This is a genomic window from Sphingopyxis sp. GC21 (assembly GCF_025727575.1).
GTDB lineage: Bacteria > Pseudomonadota > Alphaproteobacteria > Sphingomonadales > Sphingomonadaceae > Sphingopyxis > Sphingopyxis terrae_A.
Window position 1 is genome coordinate 406,488 of the sequence record NZ_CP095845.1, and the last position, 16,838, is coordinate 423,325.

The window sequence follows — 16,838 nt, forward strand, 5'->3', positions numbered from 1 at the left end:
CTTATTTGGCGAAGAGTTGGTCGAGATCGGCAAAGGCCTTGAACTCGAGGGCATTGCCCGCCGGATCATGGAAGAACATCGTCGACTGTTCGCCCGGCTGGCCGGGAAAGCGCGTGTGCGGTTCGATGACGAAGCGGACGCCCTGATCCTGGAGCCGCGCCGCGAGCGCGCGCCATTCGTCGGGCGGCAGGACGACGCCGAAATGCGGGACCGGCACATCATGGCCGTCGACCGGATTATGGCCCGCCACCGCATCGCGCTGCGCGACCCGGTGCGCGACGATCTGGTGTCCATAGAGGTTGAAGTCGATCCAGTCGCTGTCGCTGCGCCCCTCGGGGCAACCGAGGACGGTGCCATAGAAATGCCGCGCCGCGTCGAGATCATCGACGGGAAAGGCAAAATGAAAGGGCGTAAGCTGAGCCATATCACTCATCCTTCAAATTTTTCGCCAGAAAGGCGAGGACGTCACTTTCCGTCGCCGACTTGGCTGCGGCATTGGCGGCAACCGACTGACGCGATTCGGTGGGGGTGTCATAGCCGTGCATCGCGCCCTTGAAACTGGTCAGCGTGATGTCGCCGCCCTTGTCGCGGCTGCGCGCGACCAGCTTTTCGCAGGAAGCGGGCGACACCTCCTCGTCGGCGGTGCCGATGAAGACGCGCACCGGCGCGTAGGGGCGATAGCCCTGCTTGTCGAAACGGCGCTTGAGCCCGCAGCCGGGGTAAAGCGCGATGCCGACGCGAAAGCCGATCCTGCGCATGTCGCCCGGCTTGTCGTCGGCCATGGCGGCGAGCGTCGCGCTCGCGCCGTTCGACCAGCCGAGGAGCGCGACGCGCGTACCCGCCACATCGGCGCGCTGCTGAAGATAGCGCAGGGCGCCATAGGCGTGGAGGGGGCGGTAGGTTACCTCGTTCACTTCGGCGGGGCGATCCTTGTAGGTACCGGCCCGGAAGCCCGTCGGATAACCGAGCGGGCCGAAGTCATCGACCATCAGCGCCACATAGCCGCTACGCGCGAGCAGGCGCCCCCATGCCCGATGCCGCGATGCGAGGGTCGCCGCATCATATTTCCCCTTGGCAAGCGACGAATAGGCGCCGGCGCGTCCGTGCATCATCACGACGGCGGGCGATTGCGCGGGGGCATTGTCCGCCTTGAAGACATAACCCTTGATCATCGTCTTGCCGTCGCGGCTGGGGAATTCGACCGCCTCGACCGACACGCGCTGCGCAGCCGCGGGAACGGCGAGGGTCATGCTGGCGGCAAGCGCCGCGAGCGGGATGAAACGCATCATCGTCATTTCCTTTCGAGCGTGATCGTTCGCGCGACGCCGTCGCGGCGCGGGTCGGCGGCGCCATCGAAGCGGCCATCCCGGATCATGACGCCGTGGAGTCCCGAATCCTCACCCGATCCGGCACGGACTTCGACGCCGCGCCGCGCCATTTCGGCGCGCATTGCGGGCGGAAAGCGGCTTTCCTCACCCGCGAAGGTTGCGCCGCGCGCGACCAGATTGGGGAGCGCGACCGCCTTTTGCAGCGGTAGTCCCCAATCGATTACGCCGACCAGCGCCTTCGATACATAGGCGAGGATCGCGTTGCCGCCCGGCGACCCGATCACGCCGGCAAGGCTACGGTCACGGTGCAATATCACGAGCGGGGTCATCGAAGACCGCGGCCGCTTGCCCGGCGCGATGGCGTTGGGACCGGTGGGGACGAACGAAAAGTCGGTCATCTGGTTGTTCAGGAAAAAGCCGTCGACCATGCGCCCCGACCCGAAATAGCTTTCGACCGTGGTAGTCATCGACACCGCATTGCCGTCGCCGTCGATGATCACGAAGTGTGAGGTGCCCGGAACTTCATCGGTGGCGTCCGCCGCCGCGACGACCGCACCGGGCGGGGTTCCGGCAGACGGCGGCGGCCCGGCCCGGTCCTTGATGAGCGCGGCGCGGGCAGCGACATAGGCGGGATCGAGCAGCCCCTTGACCGGGACGTTCGGCACATCGCCGACATAGGCGTCGCGGTCGGCATACATCAGCCGGCTCGCTTCGGCATATTCGACCCAGGCGACCGGATCGTCGGGGCCGCGCGCCGCGATATCGCTATGTTCGATCATCGCCATAAGCTGCAGCAAGCCCACCCCGCTCGACGGCGGCGGCGGCGCGCAGAGCAGATAGACGCGATAGCCATTGCACAGCGCCTGCCGGACCACGGGGCGATAGCCGGCAAGATCGGCTGCGGTCATGCTGCCCGGCAAGGCGCCTTCGTGCAGACGCGCGACAATGCGCGCGGCAGTGGCGCCGCGATAGAGGGCGTCGGCGCCCTCGGCGGCAAGGCGCTGGACGAAGGCGGCATAGGCGGGATTGCGCAGCGTGTCGCCGGCGCGAACCTTGCCGCCATGTCCGTCGCTGAAATACCGCACCACATCGGGCGCGCTCGCCTGCGGATAGGGGCCATGAACGAAGCGTTCGAGGCGAGCGGTGACGGTGAAGCCTTCGCGTGCCGTCCGCTCGGCACTGCCGAAGAGGTCGCGCCAAGCCAGTTTTCCGCGGTCGTGCTGCGCCATTGCCAGCATCGCCACCGCGCCCGGCACCCCCGTCGCGCGGCCGCTGAGCACCGCGGTCCGGAAGGGCAGCGATTTGCCGTCCGCATCGAGGAACATGTCCGGGGTCGCACCGGCGGGCGCGGTTTCGCGTCCGTCATAAACGGTGACGCCGCGCGTGGCGGCGTCATAATAGACCATGAAGGCCCCGCCGCCGAGCCCCGAGCTTTGCGGTTCGACAAGCCCGAGCATCGCCTGGACTGCGACGGCTGCGTCGACGGCGTTGCCGCCGCGACGCAGCACGTCGAGCCCCGCTTCGACCGCGAGTGGATGCGCGGCCGCGACGAACGCCTGTTCGTCGGCGGAAGAGGGAGCGGGCGGTGGAGCGACCGTTTGCGGCGGCGCGACCGGCGCGCAGGCCGCGAGCAGGCCGGCGGTGAGCAGGATCAGGCGGCGGCGCATCATGGTTCCACCGCCAGCGCGCCGGGGCGCCGCGGATCGGCGGCGCCGAGGAATAGGCCCTTGTCGATCATGATCGATTGTTCGCTGCCCATCGTTTCATCGCTGGTGATCGGATGGCCCATCGCCTTCAGCGCGGCGACGGTGTCCGGGTTGAAATTGGGTTCGACGCGCAGCGTGTCGCTCGCACCCTGATAGATGCGCGGTTGGTGCGTCGCTTCGGCGATGTTCATGCCATGATCGATGACGTTGACGAGAACCTGCACGACCGAGGTGATGATCGTGCTGCCGCCGGGGGTTCCGGTGACGATCCACGGCTTGCCGTCCTTCATCACGATCGTCGGCATCTGCGTCGACAGCATCCGCTTGCCCGGCTCCATCGCGTTGAGCGGTGGCGGTGTCCCGGTTCGCTGGGCCTCCCATGCCTGTTCGTGGCTGAAATTGTTCATCTCGTTGTTGAGGAGGATGCCCGTTCCCGCGATCATCACCCCCGATCCGAAGTCCGAACCGAGCGTGAAGGTCGTCGAGACGACATTGCCGTCCTTGTCGGCGACCGAGAAATGCGTCGTCGAGGGGCTTTCGTAGCGGAGCGGATCGCCGAAAGGCATGGCGTCGATCGGCTTGGCGCGCGCAGGGTCGATCAGTTTCGCGCGCTCGGCGGCATAGGCTTTCGAAATGAAACCGCCGACCGGCGCGGTGACGAAGGCGGGATCGCCCAGCGCGCGGTAGCGGTCAACATAGCCGAGCTTCATCGCCTCGGCCATCACATGCAGCGACGCCGCCGAATTGGCGCCCATCGCCTTGATGTCGAAATGTTCGAGCTGGTTGAGGATATTGAGCAGCGTTGCCCCGCCCGCGCTCGACGGCGGCGCGGTGTAGATGGTGTAACCGCGGTAGCTGCCGACCAGCGGGGCGCGCTCCTGCGGGCGATAGGCGGCGAGGTCGTCGAGCGTGATAAGCCCGCCATGCGCCTTCATGTCGGCGGCGATCCGGCGCGCGACTTCGCCCTTGTAAAAGCCGTCGGCGCCATGCTGCGCGATCTCGCCCAGCGTCCAGGCGAGGTCGGGGCGCTTCATAACCTCGTCCTTTTGATACAGACTGCCGTCGGGCTTGTAGAAGGCGGCCTTGCCCGCCGCGCTCTTCGACAGCCGCTCCTTGCCCCAGCTGAAAACGAAAGCCTCGTCGGCGCTCAGCCGCACGCCGTCGGCGGCCAGCGCGATGGCGGGAGCGACAATCTTGTCCCACGACAGCTTGCCCCATTTGCGATGGGCATAGTCGAAACCCGCGACCGTTCCCGGCACCGCGGGCGCCAGATAGCCGTAGCTCGCGACCGCGCGCTCCTTGCCGCGATTGTCGACGAACATGGCGGGGGTCGCGGCGCGTGGGGCGACCGAGCGGAAATCGATCACGCGCACCTCGCCCGAGGCGGCGTCGTAGACGCTCATATAGCCGTCGCCGCCGATATTGCCCGCGCGCGGCAGCGTAACCGACAGGGCGAAGCCGACCGCGATCGCGGCATCGACGGCATTGCCGCCTTCGCGCAGGATCTTCGCGCCGACCTCGCTGGCGATGGCGTTCTGGCTGACGACCATGCCGCGCGTCCCCACCGTCGGCGAATGGATCGACGGATATTCGAGGAGGTGGCGGCTCTGCGCGACGAGCGGCGCCGGAAGCGTCAGCGTCAGCGCGAGCGAAGCGGCGATCAGGCGGCGGAAGATCATCGGCGGACCCTTTTCTTATTCTCTGACGGCCGGTCGGGAAGACGGCGCGGGAGGGGGAGCCCCCACGCCGCCTGTCCCGGCGACCCGGCGGCGGTCAGAAACGCTTGCTGATCGAAGCGTAGAACTGACGGCCGCGGTTGCTGTACAAATCGCCGATATAGCCGAAGCTCTGATCGGCGAGCGGCGCGAGCTCGTTGAACAGGTTGCGCACCCCGATGCGGAAGCGCGTATCCTTGAGCGGGCCCTTCTCGGCCTCATATTGCACATAAACGCTGTGCGACATGTAATCCTTGACGCGGAACAGCGTCCCGTCGGCCAGCGCCGCCGAGGTGTCGTTCACCGGGCCGACATAGCTGCCGTACCAGCCCGCGCCCCAGCCCTTGTAGCGCCAGGTCAGGCTGGCCGATCCGCGCCACTTCGGACGGCCGTTCTGTTCCACCAGGCTTTCGGCGCCCGAGATGATGATCGTCGGATCGATGTCGCCCGACGTCTGGGCATCGAGCAGCATCTGCTGCATGTCGCCCGGCACCTGATAGAATTCGAGCAGGCGCGCCGCGTTGACGCGCAGGCTGATGTCGCCGATGCCCGTGTTGCGCACCTGATAATAGAGGCCGAAGTCGATACCGCGGACGCGGCGCGGGCTGAGGTTGGTATAATTGTCGATCACCTGGATCACGTCGCCGACGGGCGCGATACCCGTGCCGTCGAAGTCGTCGATATCGGCGGGGGTCGGATCGGCCCGCTCAACATTGGGGTTCGACGAACCCTGCAGACGGAGCAAATAGTCGAGGATGAGTGCATTGGAGTCGCCGAACAGGCCGATCACCTGCTTTTGCCGGATTTCCCAATAGTCGGTGGTCAGCGTCAAACGACCCGCGGCGCCGAAATTCATCTGGAAAGTTCCGCCGACCGACAGGTTTTGAGCCGTTTCGGGTTTCAGCTCCTTGCTGCCCGACCGGTTGCTGACGATGCCCTGTGCCTGACCGCACTCGTCGAAATTGGCGATGCGCGCCGCGCGCAGGTCTGCCTCGCAGCGGATCCAGTCGGTGCGCGTGTTTGACCGCTGGATACCATTTTCGAACAATTGCGGCAGGTTCGGCGCGCGGAAGCTTTCGGACCAGCTGCCGCGCAGCTGGAAGTTGCGCACCGGATACCAGGACAAGGCGATCTTCGGCTTCGCGACCGATCCGAAGCCCTGATAGGATTCGGCGCGGCCCGCAAGTTGCAGGTCGAGTGCATGGACCAGCGGCACATTCATCTCGGGCGAGACCAGCGGCACCGCAAGTTCGAGGAAGGCCGACAGCACATCGCGCGACCCGCTGCTGTCGGGGGTCGGGCTCGCGCCCATCGCGTCGCTGCCGTTCGACGAGTCGTCGGGCGCGACGTAGAAGATCGTGCCGTCGAGCCGGTCGTCGCGATCGTCCGCAAAGGTTTCGTGACGGAATTCGACGCCGGTCGCCATCCCGACCCGGCCGCCCGGCAGTTCGAACAGGTCGTTCTTGCTGAGCTTGAAATCGGCGAGGTAAAGCTCGGTCGTGCTGATGCGGCCGATATCGACCATGAAGCTGTCGATCACCTCCTGCGGATTGGGCGAGGAATCGAGCGTGCCGGGATTGAGCGGATCGCCGCCGTTGAACGGGTTATAGGCGGTCGCATCGGTACGGCTCAGCGCTTCTTCGAACAGCGTCATCGAAATCGTGTGCATGCTGTCCTTGGTCCGGGCGCGCGAGTAAAGCGCCGCGGTATCGAAATCGAAGCCGAGCAGCTTGCCGCGCAGCCCGCCGAGGAAGCGGGTGGTGTCGTTCTTGACGTTGACGATCGTCGGGCCAGCATCGACGGGGCGATAGTCGATCAGTTCGATCGACACCCCGGCATCGGACACGCCGGTCAGACCCGGAATCCGGTTCGGGCTGCCGACCGGACCGAAGGGGTTCCAATAGCCGTTGGCGGGGATGATGAGCCGCTGGCTCGACAGGTTGGTTTCGGTATCGCGGTAGGCGCGATAATCCGAATGATACCAGCCTGCCTCGGCATAGAATTCCAGCCCCGAATCAAATTCATGATTCAGGAAGCCGAACAGGTTGAAGCGATTGTTGCGTCCCAGGATCGTGCGCAGATAGTTGGTGTCGTACCGCAGATTTTCGTCGCTCGAGACGGTCGAGAGCGAGCTGTTGTCCCAGCAGGTGCCGGCATATTGGGTCGGCGCGATACAGCCGTCGTTGGTGTCGGGCTGGACATGGAAGATACCGCTGGTCGTCAGCGCGACGCCGTCGATGCGCGCCGTTGTGGTCGAGGGGGCGTAGCTGTTCGTCAGACGCTGGAATTCGCCCCAGATCGTATCGACCGATGTATTGCGGAAATCGGTGTCGCCTTCGAACGCCGTCCCGACGAGCAGCGGGCGCAGATCCGACGAGCGCGAGTTGTAACGTTCGCGCGCATAAAGCGGATCGCGGTGGTTGAACGATCCGAACAGTGAAATGTTGGTGCGGCCGTCATTGAACGTGTGGCCCGCTTCGAACGACAGTTCATATTCGCGCTGATCGCTGTCGTCGGTCAGGCTATATTCGCCGGTAACGCGCAGCCCCTTGAAATTGTCCTTGAGCACGGTGTTGATAACGCCGGCGACCGCATCCGATCCATAGATGGCGGCGGCGCCGTCGAGCAGAACCTCGACGCGGCGGACCCCCGTCACCGGGATGGTGTTGGTGTTGACGCTTTGCACCGGAACCAGATTTTCGGACTGGGTGCCGGGGTGCAGCACCATGCGGCGCCCGTTGAGGAGGACGAGCGTGTTGCCCGTGCCCAGCGCGCGCAGGTTGATCGACGCGACGTCGCCGCGCGCGTCGTTGATGCCGCCGGCGTCGCGGCTTTCGTTGAAGGCGACATCGCCCGCCTGCGGAATGGCGCGGAACAGATCGTCACCGCTCGTCGCGGCAATGGCGTCGATATCCTGTTCGTTGAGCAACGTCAGCGGCAGCGCCCCGGCGACGTCGGCGCCCTTGATTTGTGATCCGGTGACGACGATCGCTTCGCCCGAATCCTGTTCGATATCCTCGGCGATTTGCGGTTCAGGTTCGGCGCGGTCCTGCGCCATGGCGGCGGTTGCACTGGCGAGCAGCGAAATGCCGCCCATCAGGCTGATGAATTTTTGACCCCTGTTCATGCTATTGGCCCTTCCCTGAGATTTGGCAGATAAGCTATTGTATTTTTGTATTAATCCTCTCGATCGATAAGCGCGGCGACGCGCGCGGCCGACCCGGCGGCATAGGTCCAGCCCAAGGCCCCATGTCCCGTGTTTGCGATCACCCCCGGCGCGATCGGCCGCGTGATCGGCAGCGAATCGGGGGTCATCGGCCGCAGCCCCGCCCAGCTCGATTCGATCGCGTCATAGGTCGCCGCTTCTGGCAGCGCGGCGCGGGCGCTGGCGATCAATGTGGCGAGCCGCCGCGGATCGACCGCGGCGTCGCGCTGCGCCAGGTCGGCGAGGCCGGCAATCCGCATGCGATTGCCCAGCCGGGCGAAAACGACCCGGTTCGCAGCGTCGGTGATGCTGACCGTCGGCGCCGCGTCGCCCGGCGCGGCGGTGATCGAATAGCCCTTCATCGGCACGATCGGCAGGCGGACGCCGAAACTCCGCGCCAGCGCGAGCGATCCCGTGCCCGAACATAATAGGATCCGGTCGGCGGCGAACCGCCGACCGTCCCGCGCGACGATCGCGGGGCGCCGCGCGTCGGGCTCGATCGCGGCAATGTCGGTGCGGAACCAACTCGCGCTTTGTCCGTGCGCCGCCAAGGCCGCCCGAGCGCCGTTGCAGAAGCGATAGGGGTCGCCCACTTCCTCGCCGCCGTCGAACACGGCGCCGGCGATTTCCGGCCGGATCGCGCCGAGCGCGGGTTCGATCGCCACGACTTGGCCGGCGTCGATCAGGATTTGATTCGCGCCATGTTCGGCCTTCATCGCGGCGACACGCTCGGCCGCCGCAAAGCTTTTGGCGCTGCGATAGAGGATGAGCTTGCCGGGGGCGCTGCGCGCGAATTCGATGCCGTGCCGCTGCGTCAGCTGATCGAGCGCCGCGCGCGATTCGATCGCTAGCATCATGCCGGCCAGCGTGTTGCGGCGGAACCGCCCCGCCGAGGCGTTGCGCAGAAAGGCGATGCCCCAGCGGAGGAAATCGGGATCGAGCGAGGGCGTGAGGCGAAAGGCCGGATCGAGTCCCATCAGCAGCCGCGGCAATTGCGCGACGGTCGACGGGCTCGCGAACGCGTCGGTATAGGCATAGCTCAACTGCGCGCCATTGGCGAAGGAGGTGCCAAGGCCCGGGCCCTCGGCCGCGTCGACGAGCGTGACGCGGTGCCCGCGGTCGGAAAGGGTCAGCGCGGTCGCCATGCCGACGACGCCGGCGCCGATCACGATCAGCTCCTGCGGCCGCCTTGTCTGCGGCGGTTCGTCCTGTCCGAACGTGGCCCGCATCGATCAACCCGATCCCCCTGTGGCAGGGCGAAAGGGAAAATGCCGCCGCCTGCTCGCGGGGCAGAATATCGAAGGGTCACGCAGCGCAAATATGCAACATTTGTGACATCCATAGCCCAAAGCTATGGGCGGTCGGCGCGAATCCCCTCGAGCGTATCTTCGAGCGTGCGCAGGAACTGGCGCGCGATCTTCGACGGCGGCCGGTCCTCCAGCGTGACGTAGGACACGGTGAACCCCAGCGGCGGGTCGGTCGGCAGCCAGCGATAGCCGGGCGACTGCCAGGCGCGCGCGGTGAATTCGTCGATCACCGTGACGCCGCCCTCGAGCTGGGCCAGACGCGCCGCGATGAAGAAGGTCTGGACCGACACCGATTCGCGATAGGTAATGCCGCGATCGCGCGCCGCGCGGGTGAGGACGTCGCCGATCGGCCCCGTTGCCGCCACGCCAATGACGTCGCGATCGGCCAGCTGGTCGAGTGCAAGGCGCGGGCCGGCATCGGCGAAGGCGCCGTCGGGGAAGAAGACGACCAGCTCGCCTTCCGCCAGCAGCGAGCGCGTCAGGCGCGGATGGCGCGGCGGCGTATAGGCGATCGCGATATCGGTTTCGCGCTCGATCAGCGATTGCACCAGATCGTCATGATGATGCGTATGCACCTCGAAGGTCACGCGCGGCCATTCGCGGCGGAACTGGGCCATCGCCTGCGGTACGACGTCGAGCGCCAGGCTGGGCACGATGCCGAGCCGGATATGCCCGCCGCCCGCTTGCGACAGATTGCGCGCGGTATGCTGGAGCGAGGTGATGCGGTCGAAAATATCGCCCGCCTCGTGCATGAGCGCATGCGCCTCGTCGGTCGGGACGAGGCGGCCGCGGGCGAGCTGGAACAGCGCAAAGCCCAGGCCGTCCTCGGCGTGACGCAGCGTCTTCGATACCGAAGGCTGCGACACGCCAAGCGCGCGCGCGGCGGCGCTGATCGACCCGTGCGTATAGACGGCGTGAAAGACTTCGATCTGGCGAAAGCGCATGCCGCGACTGTACTCCCGCAAAAGCTGGGGTCCAGTGCCCTTTACGCTCATGCGCGCTGCGCGATCGCCTCGACCTCGATGAGGGCACCGTCGGCGAGCAGTGCCGAGACCACCGTGGAGCGCGCGGGGAAGGGCGCGCCGAAATGGCGGCGATAGGCCGCGTTGAACGCGGCGCCGAACCGCGCGTCGGTCAGCCAAGCCGTCACCTTGACGACATCGGCGGCGGTGCAGCCTTCGGCGGCGAGCACGGCGATCAGATTGGCGAGCGCCTGCTCGGCCTGCGCTTCGATTCCTCCGGCGACGATCTTGCCGTCGTCGCCGCGCGCGAGCTGTCCGGATGTGAAAACGAGCGACCCAGCGCAGCGGGCAGGGGAAAGCGGCGGTCCCGACATGATGATCCTCTCCTGTTTGGTTGCGACAGGTTCCTAGGCGCAGACCATTGAGCAAAATATCGCCGATCGGCGGGTGATCCATAGCTATGGGTTATGGCGTGCAACTTTCGGCGGGAGCGCGGCGCCGATGGCGCAACCGGAAGATTTTGCTGGCGGCTTGTCCGGTCTCGCGAGCGCCCAAACGGTCGCCGTAGCGTAAACTGTTGCTTTTTGGTCACGAATTTCGGGAAAATCCGCCATTGTCACCGCGATGGCGTTGACGCGGCCCGCCGCCGTATTACAGCGACCAGTCACCGCCAGTGCATCCCCTCCTTAGGCCCGATGGGTCACCTCTGGCGGTATGGAGAGAGAGACTATCATGACTTTGCGCAACATTTTGTTGGGCGCCACGATGCTGTGCGCCGCGACCACCCCCGCCATCGCTTTCGCTCAGGACACCGCTGAGGCGCCCGCAAGCGACACCGACTATGGCAATGACATCATCGTCACCGCGACCAAGCGCTCGCAGACGCTTCAGGATACGCCGATCGCCGTTTCGGTGACCTCGGCCGCCGATATCCAGAACGCGCAGATCCGCGACCTTATCGACCTGCAGTCGGCGGTCCCCAGCCTTCGCGTGTCGCAGCTCCAGTCGAGCGCGAACACCAACTTCATCATCCGCGGCTTCGGCAACGGCGCGAACAATCCGGGCATCGAGCCCTCGGTCGGCGTCTTCATCGATGGCGTCTATCGTTCGCGTTCGGCCGCCCAGATCGGCGACCTTCCGAATGTCGAGCGCATTGAAGTGCTGCGCGGTCCGCAGTCGACTTTGTTCGGCAAGAATGCGTCGGCGGGCGTAATCAGCATCGTCACGCAGAAGCCGCAGTATGAATTCGGCGGTTCGGTCGAGGCGAGCTACGGCAATTACGACGCCTTCGTCATCAAGAGCGACATCACCGGCCCGATTAGCGACAAGATCGCCTTCTCGCTCGGGGGCAACTACAACCGCCGCGACGGCTATGCCCGTGACGTCAACCTCGACACCGACGTCAACGATCGCAACCGCTGGGGCGTGCGCGGCCAGCTGCTGTTCGAACCGACCGAGGCGCTGACGATCCGCCTGATCGGCGATTATGACAAGATCGACGAGAATTGCTGCATCGCCGGCAACGTCATCGCCGGCCCGACGGTCGCGATCACCAATGCCCTCGCGGGCGGCCCCAGCGTCGATGCGAACAATCCCTTCTCGTATCGCGTCTACAACAACTTCCTGTCGTCGAACCTGATCAAGAATTACGGTGGTTCGGGCCAGATCGACTATGATCTCGGCAACATGTCGCTGACCTCGATCAGCGCCTATCGCGAGGTTCGCTCCAACACCAACCAGGATTCGGACTTCACCAGCGCCGACCTGATCGGTCAGAAGTCGGACGATACCGCGATCAACACCTTCACGCAGGAACTGCGTCTGGCCTCGGATTTCGACGGTCCGATCAACTTCCTGATCGGCGGCTATTATTTCAACGAGAAGATCAAGCAGCACAGCCAGATCTATTTCGGCGACGATTTCCGCGCCTATGGCAACGCGCTGATCCAGGCGGCAAGCGGCGGGGCGCTGAGCGTTCCGGTGCTTGAAGGTACGCTTGGCACGCTCGAAGGCGACCCGGCCAAATATGTGGGCACCTTCTTCCGCGCCGGTGACGGCATGGACGAATATTACGGCATGAAAAACACGGCTTGGTCGATCTTCGGCACGGTGGATTTCGACGTGACCGATCGCCTGACGCTGACCCTCGGTGGCAACTACACCAAGGACAAGAAGCGCTTCACGACCGACGTGACGAGCACTGACGTCTTTTCGGGCATCAACCTCGATGCGCCGGCCTATGCGCCGTTCCGCAACCAGCTGATCCTCGGCGGCGCGCTGCAACAGGCGGGCGTCAATCCGAACGATCCGGCGGCGGTCCTCGCATTTGCGACCAACCCCGCGACTGCGGCGACCTTCCAGCAGTTCCAGGCCTTCGCGACCGCGAACCAGAACAACCCGGCGGCGAACCCGCTGAACCCGCTGAAGGCGTTCCAGTTCCTGCCGCCCTTCCTGAATGTTCCGAACAGCGTCGAACCTGGCAAGACCAACGACGGCGACTTCAGCTACAGCGCGCGTCTGGCCTATAAGCTGACCGACACGGTCAACGTCTATGCGACCTATGCGACGGGCTTCAAGGCAAGCTCGGTCAACCTGTCGCGCGACAGCCGTCCGCTGGCCAGCGACCTGCCCGCGATCATCGCAGGCGGTCTCGGCACTCCGAACCTCGTGTCGGGCTCGCGTTTCGCGGCGCCGGAAGAGTCGTCGGTCTATGAAGCCGGGTTGAAGGCGCAGTGGTCGGTCGCGGCGTTGAACCTTGCGGTATTCAAGCAGTCGATCAAGGGCTTCCAGTCGAACGTCTTCACCGGCACCGGCTTCGCGCTCGCCAACGCGGGCAAGCAGTCGACCTGGGGCGTCGAATTCGACGGTTCGGTCCGTCCGGTGCAGGGGCTGAATCTGTCGCTGGCGGTGACCTGGCTCGATCCGAAGTACGATAGCTTCATCGGCTCGGCGGTCGGAGATCTGTCGGGCAAGAAGCCCGCGGGCATCCCCGACCTGTCGGTTTCGATGGGCGGCACCTATACCTATGAATTCGCGGGCGGGACGAAGGCGATCGCGCACGTCGACTATCAGTATGAAAGCCCGACGCAGATTGTCGACGGCCTGACCGGGTTTGCTACCGATGCCGAAGGAATCCGGATTGCTCAGGGTCTGAAGCGTGAAGTGAACCAGCTCAACGCCTCATTCACGATCGCGCTGACCAACGGCTTCGAACTGGGCGTGTGGGGCCGCAATCTGACCAATGCGCAATATCTGACGACGGTGTTCGACGCCGTCGCGCAGGCGGGCAGCGTGTCGGGCTATCCCAGCCAGCCGCGCACCTATGGCGTCACCGGCCGCTTCAAATTCTGATCGGCCCCGGCGGCGCCATACGCCGCCGGATCGGCCATTCGGGCAAAAGAAAACCCCGGCCTCTCATGCGAGAGGCCGGGGTCTTTTTTTCGGGCGTTGCCGCCCGCCGGGTTTAGAATTTCACGCCGGCCGCGATGCCATAGCGGCGCGGTTCGACAGTGAAGATATTCGTGAACATGCCCGATGATTGATCGGTAACATACATGCCCGTGGTCGCGTTGGTATTCCCCAGATTCTGGACAAATCCGCGGATATAGAAGCGATCATCGGGGCCGTTCAATTGAATTTGCGCATTGATGACGGCGTATCCCTTGATCTTGTCGATCGGATTTTTGTTGAAGATGGTCCCCCAACTGCCACCGGTATAATTCAGATCGGCACGCGGCACGATCGTCCAGTCTCCGGCGTCGATGGTATATTGTGCGCCAACCGCCCATTTATAGGTCGGGGCGTTGGGAAGGCGATTGCCTTTCACATTGACGGTCACGCCGCTGGGATCGACGACGAACGGCAACGAGCCGGCGGCCCCGCCGTTAAACGCGGCTTGCAGACCCGGCTGCAACGCTGCGAGGGCAGGGTTGAAGCTGCCAACCGAGCCCGCTGCCGCTGCTGCCAGAATGGAGCATACCGAGAAGGCGCCGGTCGTGTTGGTTCCCGGCACCGAGGTCGTGCCCTGCAGACCCAGCGCGCCGTTGACGGCGTTGACAAACGCATTGACCTGGGCACCCGTGGCGCCCGAACCGCTAGCGGGCCGGATGGCGCAATTGGATGCGTTGAACAAATCCTTGATGATCACAGCGTCCGAGCGCCCACCTGACGGATCGCGTGGGTTGGCGAGGAAGCGATCATCCGACACTTTCGATTTCAGATAGCTGAAATTGGCATTGATAACGAAAGCAGGGGTCGGGCTGATAACGGCTTCGGCTTCGATGCCGTAAATATCGGCGTTGATGTTGTCATTTACCGAAGTTCGCGCGACGATGCGGCTGAGTTGTAGACCCTTATACTTATAATAGAAGCCCGTCAGATTCAGTCTGAACTGACCGTTGCCGAAAGTGTTTTTTGATCCGATTTCAAAGGCATCAACCTTTTCCGGTGCAAAGCTGATCGGCACGGCAAAAATGGGCGAGAGCGGCGGATTGATCCCGCCCGATTTGTAACCGCGCGAATAGGACGCATAGAGCAGATTGTCGTCGGTGATCTTGTAATCGAGCACCGCGCGGCCGGTGAGTTTGCCGAAGCTCACGGAATTGATGGCAAATGGTTGATTTCCGGGCGCCGTCGAGTCGAAATCGAAAGCAGGATCGTTCAGGTAGCTTGTCGCATCCGTCGCGCCGAACGGCACGAAGATATTCTGACTGGCACCTGACGTCGTCACGATCTGATTGCCTTCGCGATCGAGGAGAGGTTGACCGCCAGCATCGAGCAGGATTCGGCTTTTGGTATCCTGAAGATAGGTCGTTCGCGCCCTGACGGTCTTTTTATCATGGTTATACCGCAACCCGAGCGTCAATTTCAGCCTGTCGTTGAACTCGAAATAAGTTTCGCCAAACAATCCATATGATTTCAGGCGGAATTCCGGGGTGTTGTTTCGATAGAAAGGCGTCGCGGCGAAAGCTGCGCCACCGCTCTGTGCGCTGCCCAGCAAGCCTGCTGCATAGTCGAGGCCGAAGCTGTTGACGAAATAGTCATTGTCGGTCGTCTTGCTGTCGAAATAAATCCCGCCGAGCAGGAAGTTGAACATGCCGTCGAACGAGCTGTCGATGTGAGCCTCGGCGGAATATTGCCGCACATCGGCTCTCGACCGATCATAGTCGAAGCTGGTCGGTCCGCAAATGCCATTGCCGCCGAAAACGCCGACGCCGTTCGGATCCGCTTGCGACTGGCAGACTGTCGCCGGTCCATTGGGGATCAGAGCCTGGCGCATGTTGTTCAACACCGCCAACGGGCCGCCCGGAACCGCCGCCGCATTGAGCGTATTCAGACCCGCGTTGGTCGCATAGGAGTTTCCGACCGCAAGATTATAGTCCGACGTCGAATCGACACTGTTCTTCATATACCCGCCGGTGAGGTTCAGGCTCACGGGTCCGAAGTTATGAAACAGCTTCAACGTATATTGCTGTTCCTTGGCATAATAGGTCGGGGTGTAATCGACGCGAACAGTGCGAACATCGGGTGGGTTGACAACACCGGAGAAGGCATCGTTCGCCTGATACACGCTATTGAGCGCGACCGGTGCCAAAGCGCCCAGTCCGGCGATCGTCAAAAACTCCCGGCTGGTCAGAATGGTCGCCAGCGTGGCGTTGCCGTTCAGTGTTTCATAGGCGAGCTTGTCGGGTTGGCACCCGAGAATACCGGTCGGGTCGCGGTGGCAGAGTTGTTTCTGGATTCTGCTGCGATTGTCCTTTTCTCGGAAATAATAGCCGACGAGATCGACGCGCGTGTCATCATTGGGCTCCCAACTCAAGGAGCCGCGGATCGCATAGAGGTCGCGATCGTCGATGCGGCTCCCATTGTATAGATTTTTCGTATAGCCATCGCGATTGAGCCATGTGCCGGCTACGCGCACACCCAGCGTGTCGCCAAGTGGAATGTTGACCATCCCCTTTATGCGTTTTGAATCATAGTTGCCATATTCGGCCTCGCCTGCGGCGTGGAAAGCCGACAGGTCCGGTTTCGCGGTGATGAAGTTGACCACGCCCGATGTCGCGTTGCGACCGAACAACGTGCCTTGCGGGCCGCGCAAGACTTCGATGCGTTCAAGGTCGAAAAATTCGCTTTCGAAAAGCCGCGTGCTGAGCAGCGGCATATCATTGACGTGGATCGCGGTCGCGCTGTCGCAGGTCGTGCCGACGCAAAGGTCGCCGATGCCGCGGATCGTGAAGCTGGACGAGGTGAAGTTTGTTTTCGTGAAGGTGACGTTCGGCAGCGTCTGCTGCAAGGCCGAGGGGTTGACGATCTGTTGCTTTTCCAAGGCCTCGGCGGAAAAAGCGCTGACGGCGATCGGAACATCCTGGAGGCGTTCGGACTGGCGCTGCGCCGTAACGACGATCTCGCCATAGGGGGCGGAACTGTCGCTATCCTGCGCATAGGCGGGGCTCGCCACCGCCATGGCCAGGACCGACGTTCCGATCAGTGTCTTGAACTTCATCTATTCCTCCCTTTTTCGATCCCGCGGGTCCACGGGGTCGCCCAAATTCAATTGTGGTCAGGGGAGGGGATTCGACCGGGCATGCCAGAAGGCGCCGGGCCGCGGGGGCCAAG

General features: G+C 63.8%; 10 protein-coding genes. 1 reads left to right on the plus strand and 9 read right to left on the minus strand.

Translation table 11 applies throughout. The features are described 5' to 3' along the window. Nucleotide 1: 1 nt before the first annotated feature. The 8 genes from MU856_RS01955 to MU856_RS01990 form a co-directional block, all read right to left on the minus strand. A complete protein-coding gene (locus MU856_RS01955; RefSeq protein WP_062901909.1) occupies nucleotides 2-424 on the minus strand; it encodes a VOC family protein in 423 nt (140 codons plus the stop codon). Nucleotide 425: 1 nt separating this feature from the next. Continuing rightward, a complete protein-coding gene (locus tag MU856_RS01960; protein ID WP_234180584.1) occupies nucleotides 426-1,289 on the minus strand; it encodes a dienelactone hydrolase family protein in 864 nt (287 codons plus the stop codon). 2 nt (nucleotides 1,290-1,291) lie between these two features. Continuing rightward, entirely contained in the window at nucleotides 1,292-2,998 is a 1,707-nt protein-coding gene (locus MU856_RS01965) for a gamma-glutamyltransferase family protein (RefSeq protein WP_234180587.1), read from the minus strand. Continuing rightward, entirely contained in the window at nucleotides 2,995-4,713 is a 1,719-nt protein-coding gene (ggt, locus tag MU856_RS01970) for a gamma-glutamyltransferase (RefSeq protein WP_234180589.1), read from the minus strand. Before ggt ends, MU856_RS01965 begins: the two co-directional genes overlap by 4 nt. A 94-nt stretch (nucleotides 4,714-4,807) precedes the next feature. Then, nucleotides 4,808-7,876, minus strand: a complete 3,069-nt coding sequence (locus MU856_RS01975) for a TonB-dependent receptor domain-containing protein (protein ID WP_234180591.1) — start codon at nucleotides 7,874-7,876, stop codon at nucleotides 4,808-4,810. Nucleotides 7,877-7,926: 50 nt separating this feature from the next. Next, complete coding sequence (locus MU856_RS01980) at nucleotides 7,927-9,183, minus strand: FAD-dependent oxidoreductase (RefSeq protein ID WP_234180593.1); 1,257 nt, start codon at nucleotides 9,181-9,183, stop codon at nucleotides 7,927-7,929. A gap of 122 nt (nucleotides 9,184-9,305) precedes the next feature. Further along, entirely contained in the window at nucleotides 9,306-10,205 is a 900-nt protein-coding gene (locus tag MU856_RS01985) for a LysR family transcriptional regulator (protein WP_058813230.1), read from the minus strand. Between the two features lie 47 nt (nucleotides 10,206-10,252). Continuing rightward, nucleotides 10,253-10,597 carry a RidA family protein gene (locus MU856_RS01990; RefSeq protein ID WP_003052835.1) on the minus strand — a complete coding sequence of 115 codons (345 nt, stop codon included), beginning with the start codon at nucleotides 10,595-10,597 and terminating at the stop codon, nucleotides 10,253-10,255. Nucleotides 10,598-10,955: 358 nt separating this feature from the next. Between MU856_RS01990 and MU856_RS01995 the strand changes: the two genes are divergently transcribed. Beyond that, the gene (locus tag MU856_RS01995) at nucleotides 10,956-13,574 is read left to right on the plus strand and encodes a TonB-dependent receptor (protein ID WP_217373239.1); all 2,619 of its coding nucleotides are present in this window, start codon (nucleotides 10,956-10,958) and stop codon (nucleotides 13,572-13,574) included. A 112-nt stretch (nucleotides 13,575-13,686) separates the two neighbouring features. Here the strand turns inward: MU856_RS01995 and MU856_RS02000 are convergent, their stop codons facing one another. Beyond that, nucleotides 13,687-16,725, minus strand: coding sequence for a TonB-dependent receptor (locus MU856_RS02000; RefSeq protein ID WP_263588272.1), 3,039 nt, complete (start codon nucleotides 16,723-16,725; stop codon nucleotides 13,687-13,689). Nucleotides 16,726-16,838 lie beyond the last annotated feature (113 nt).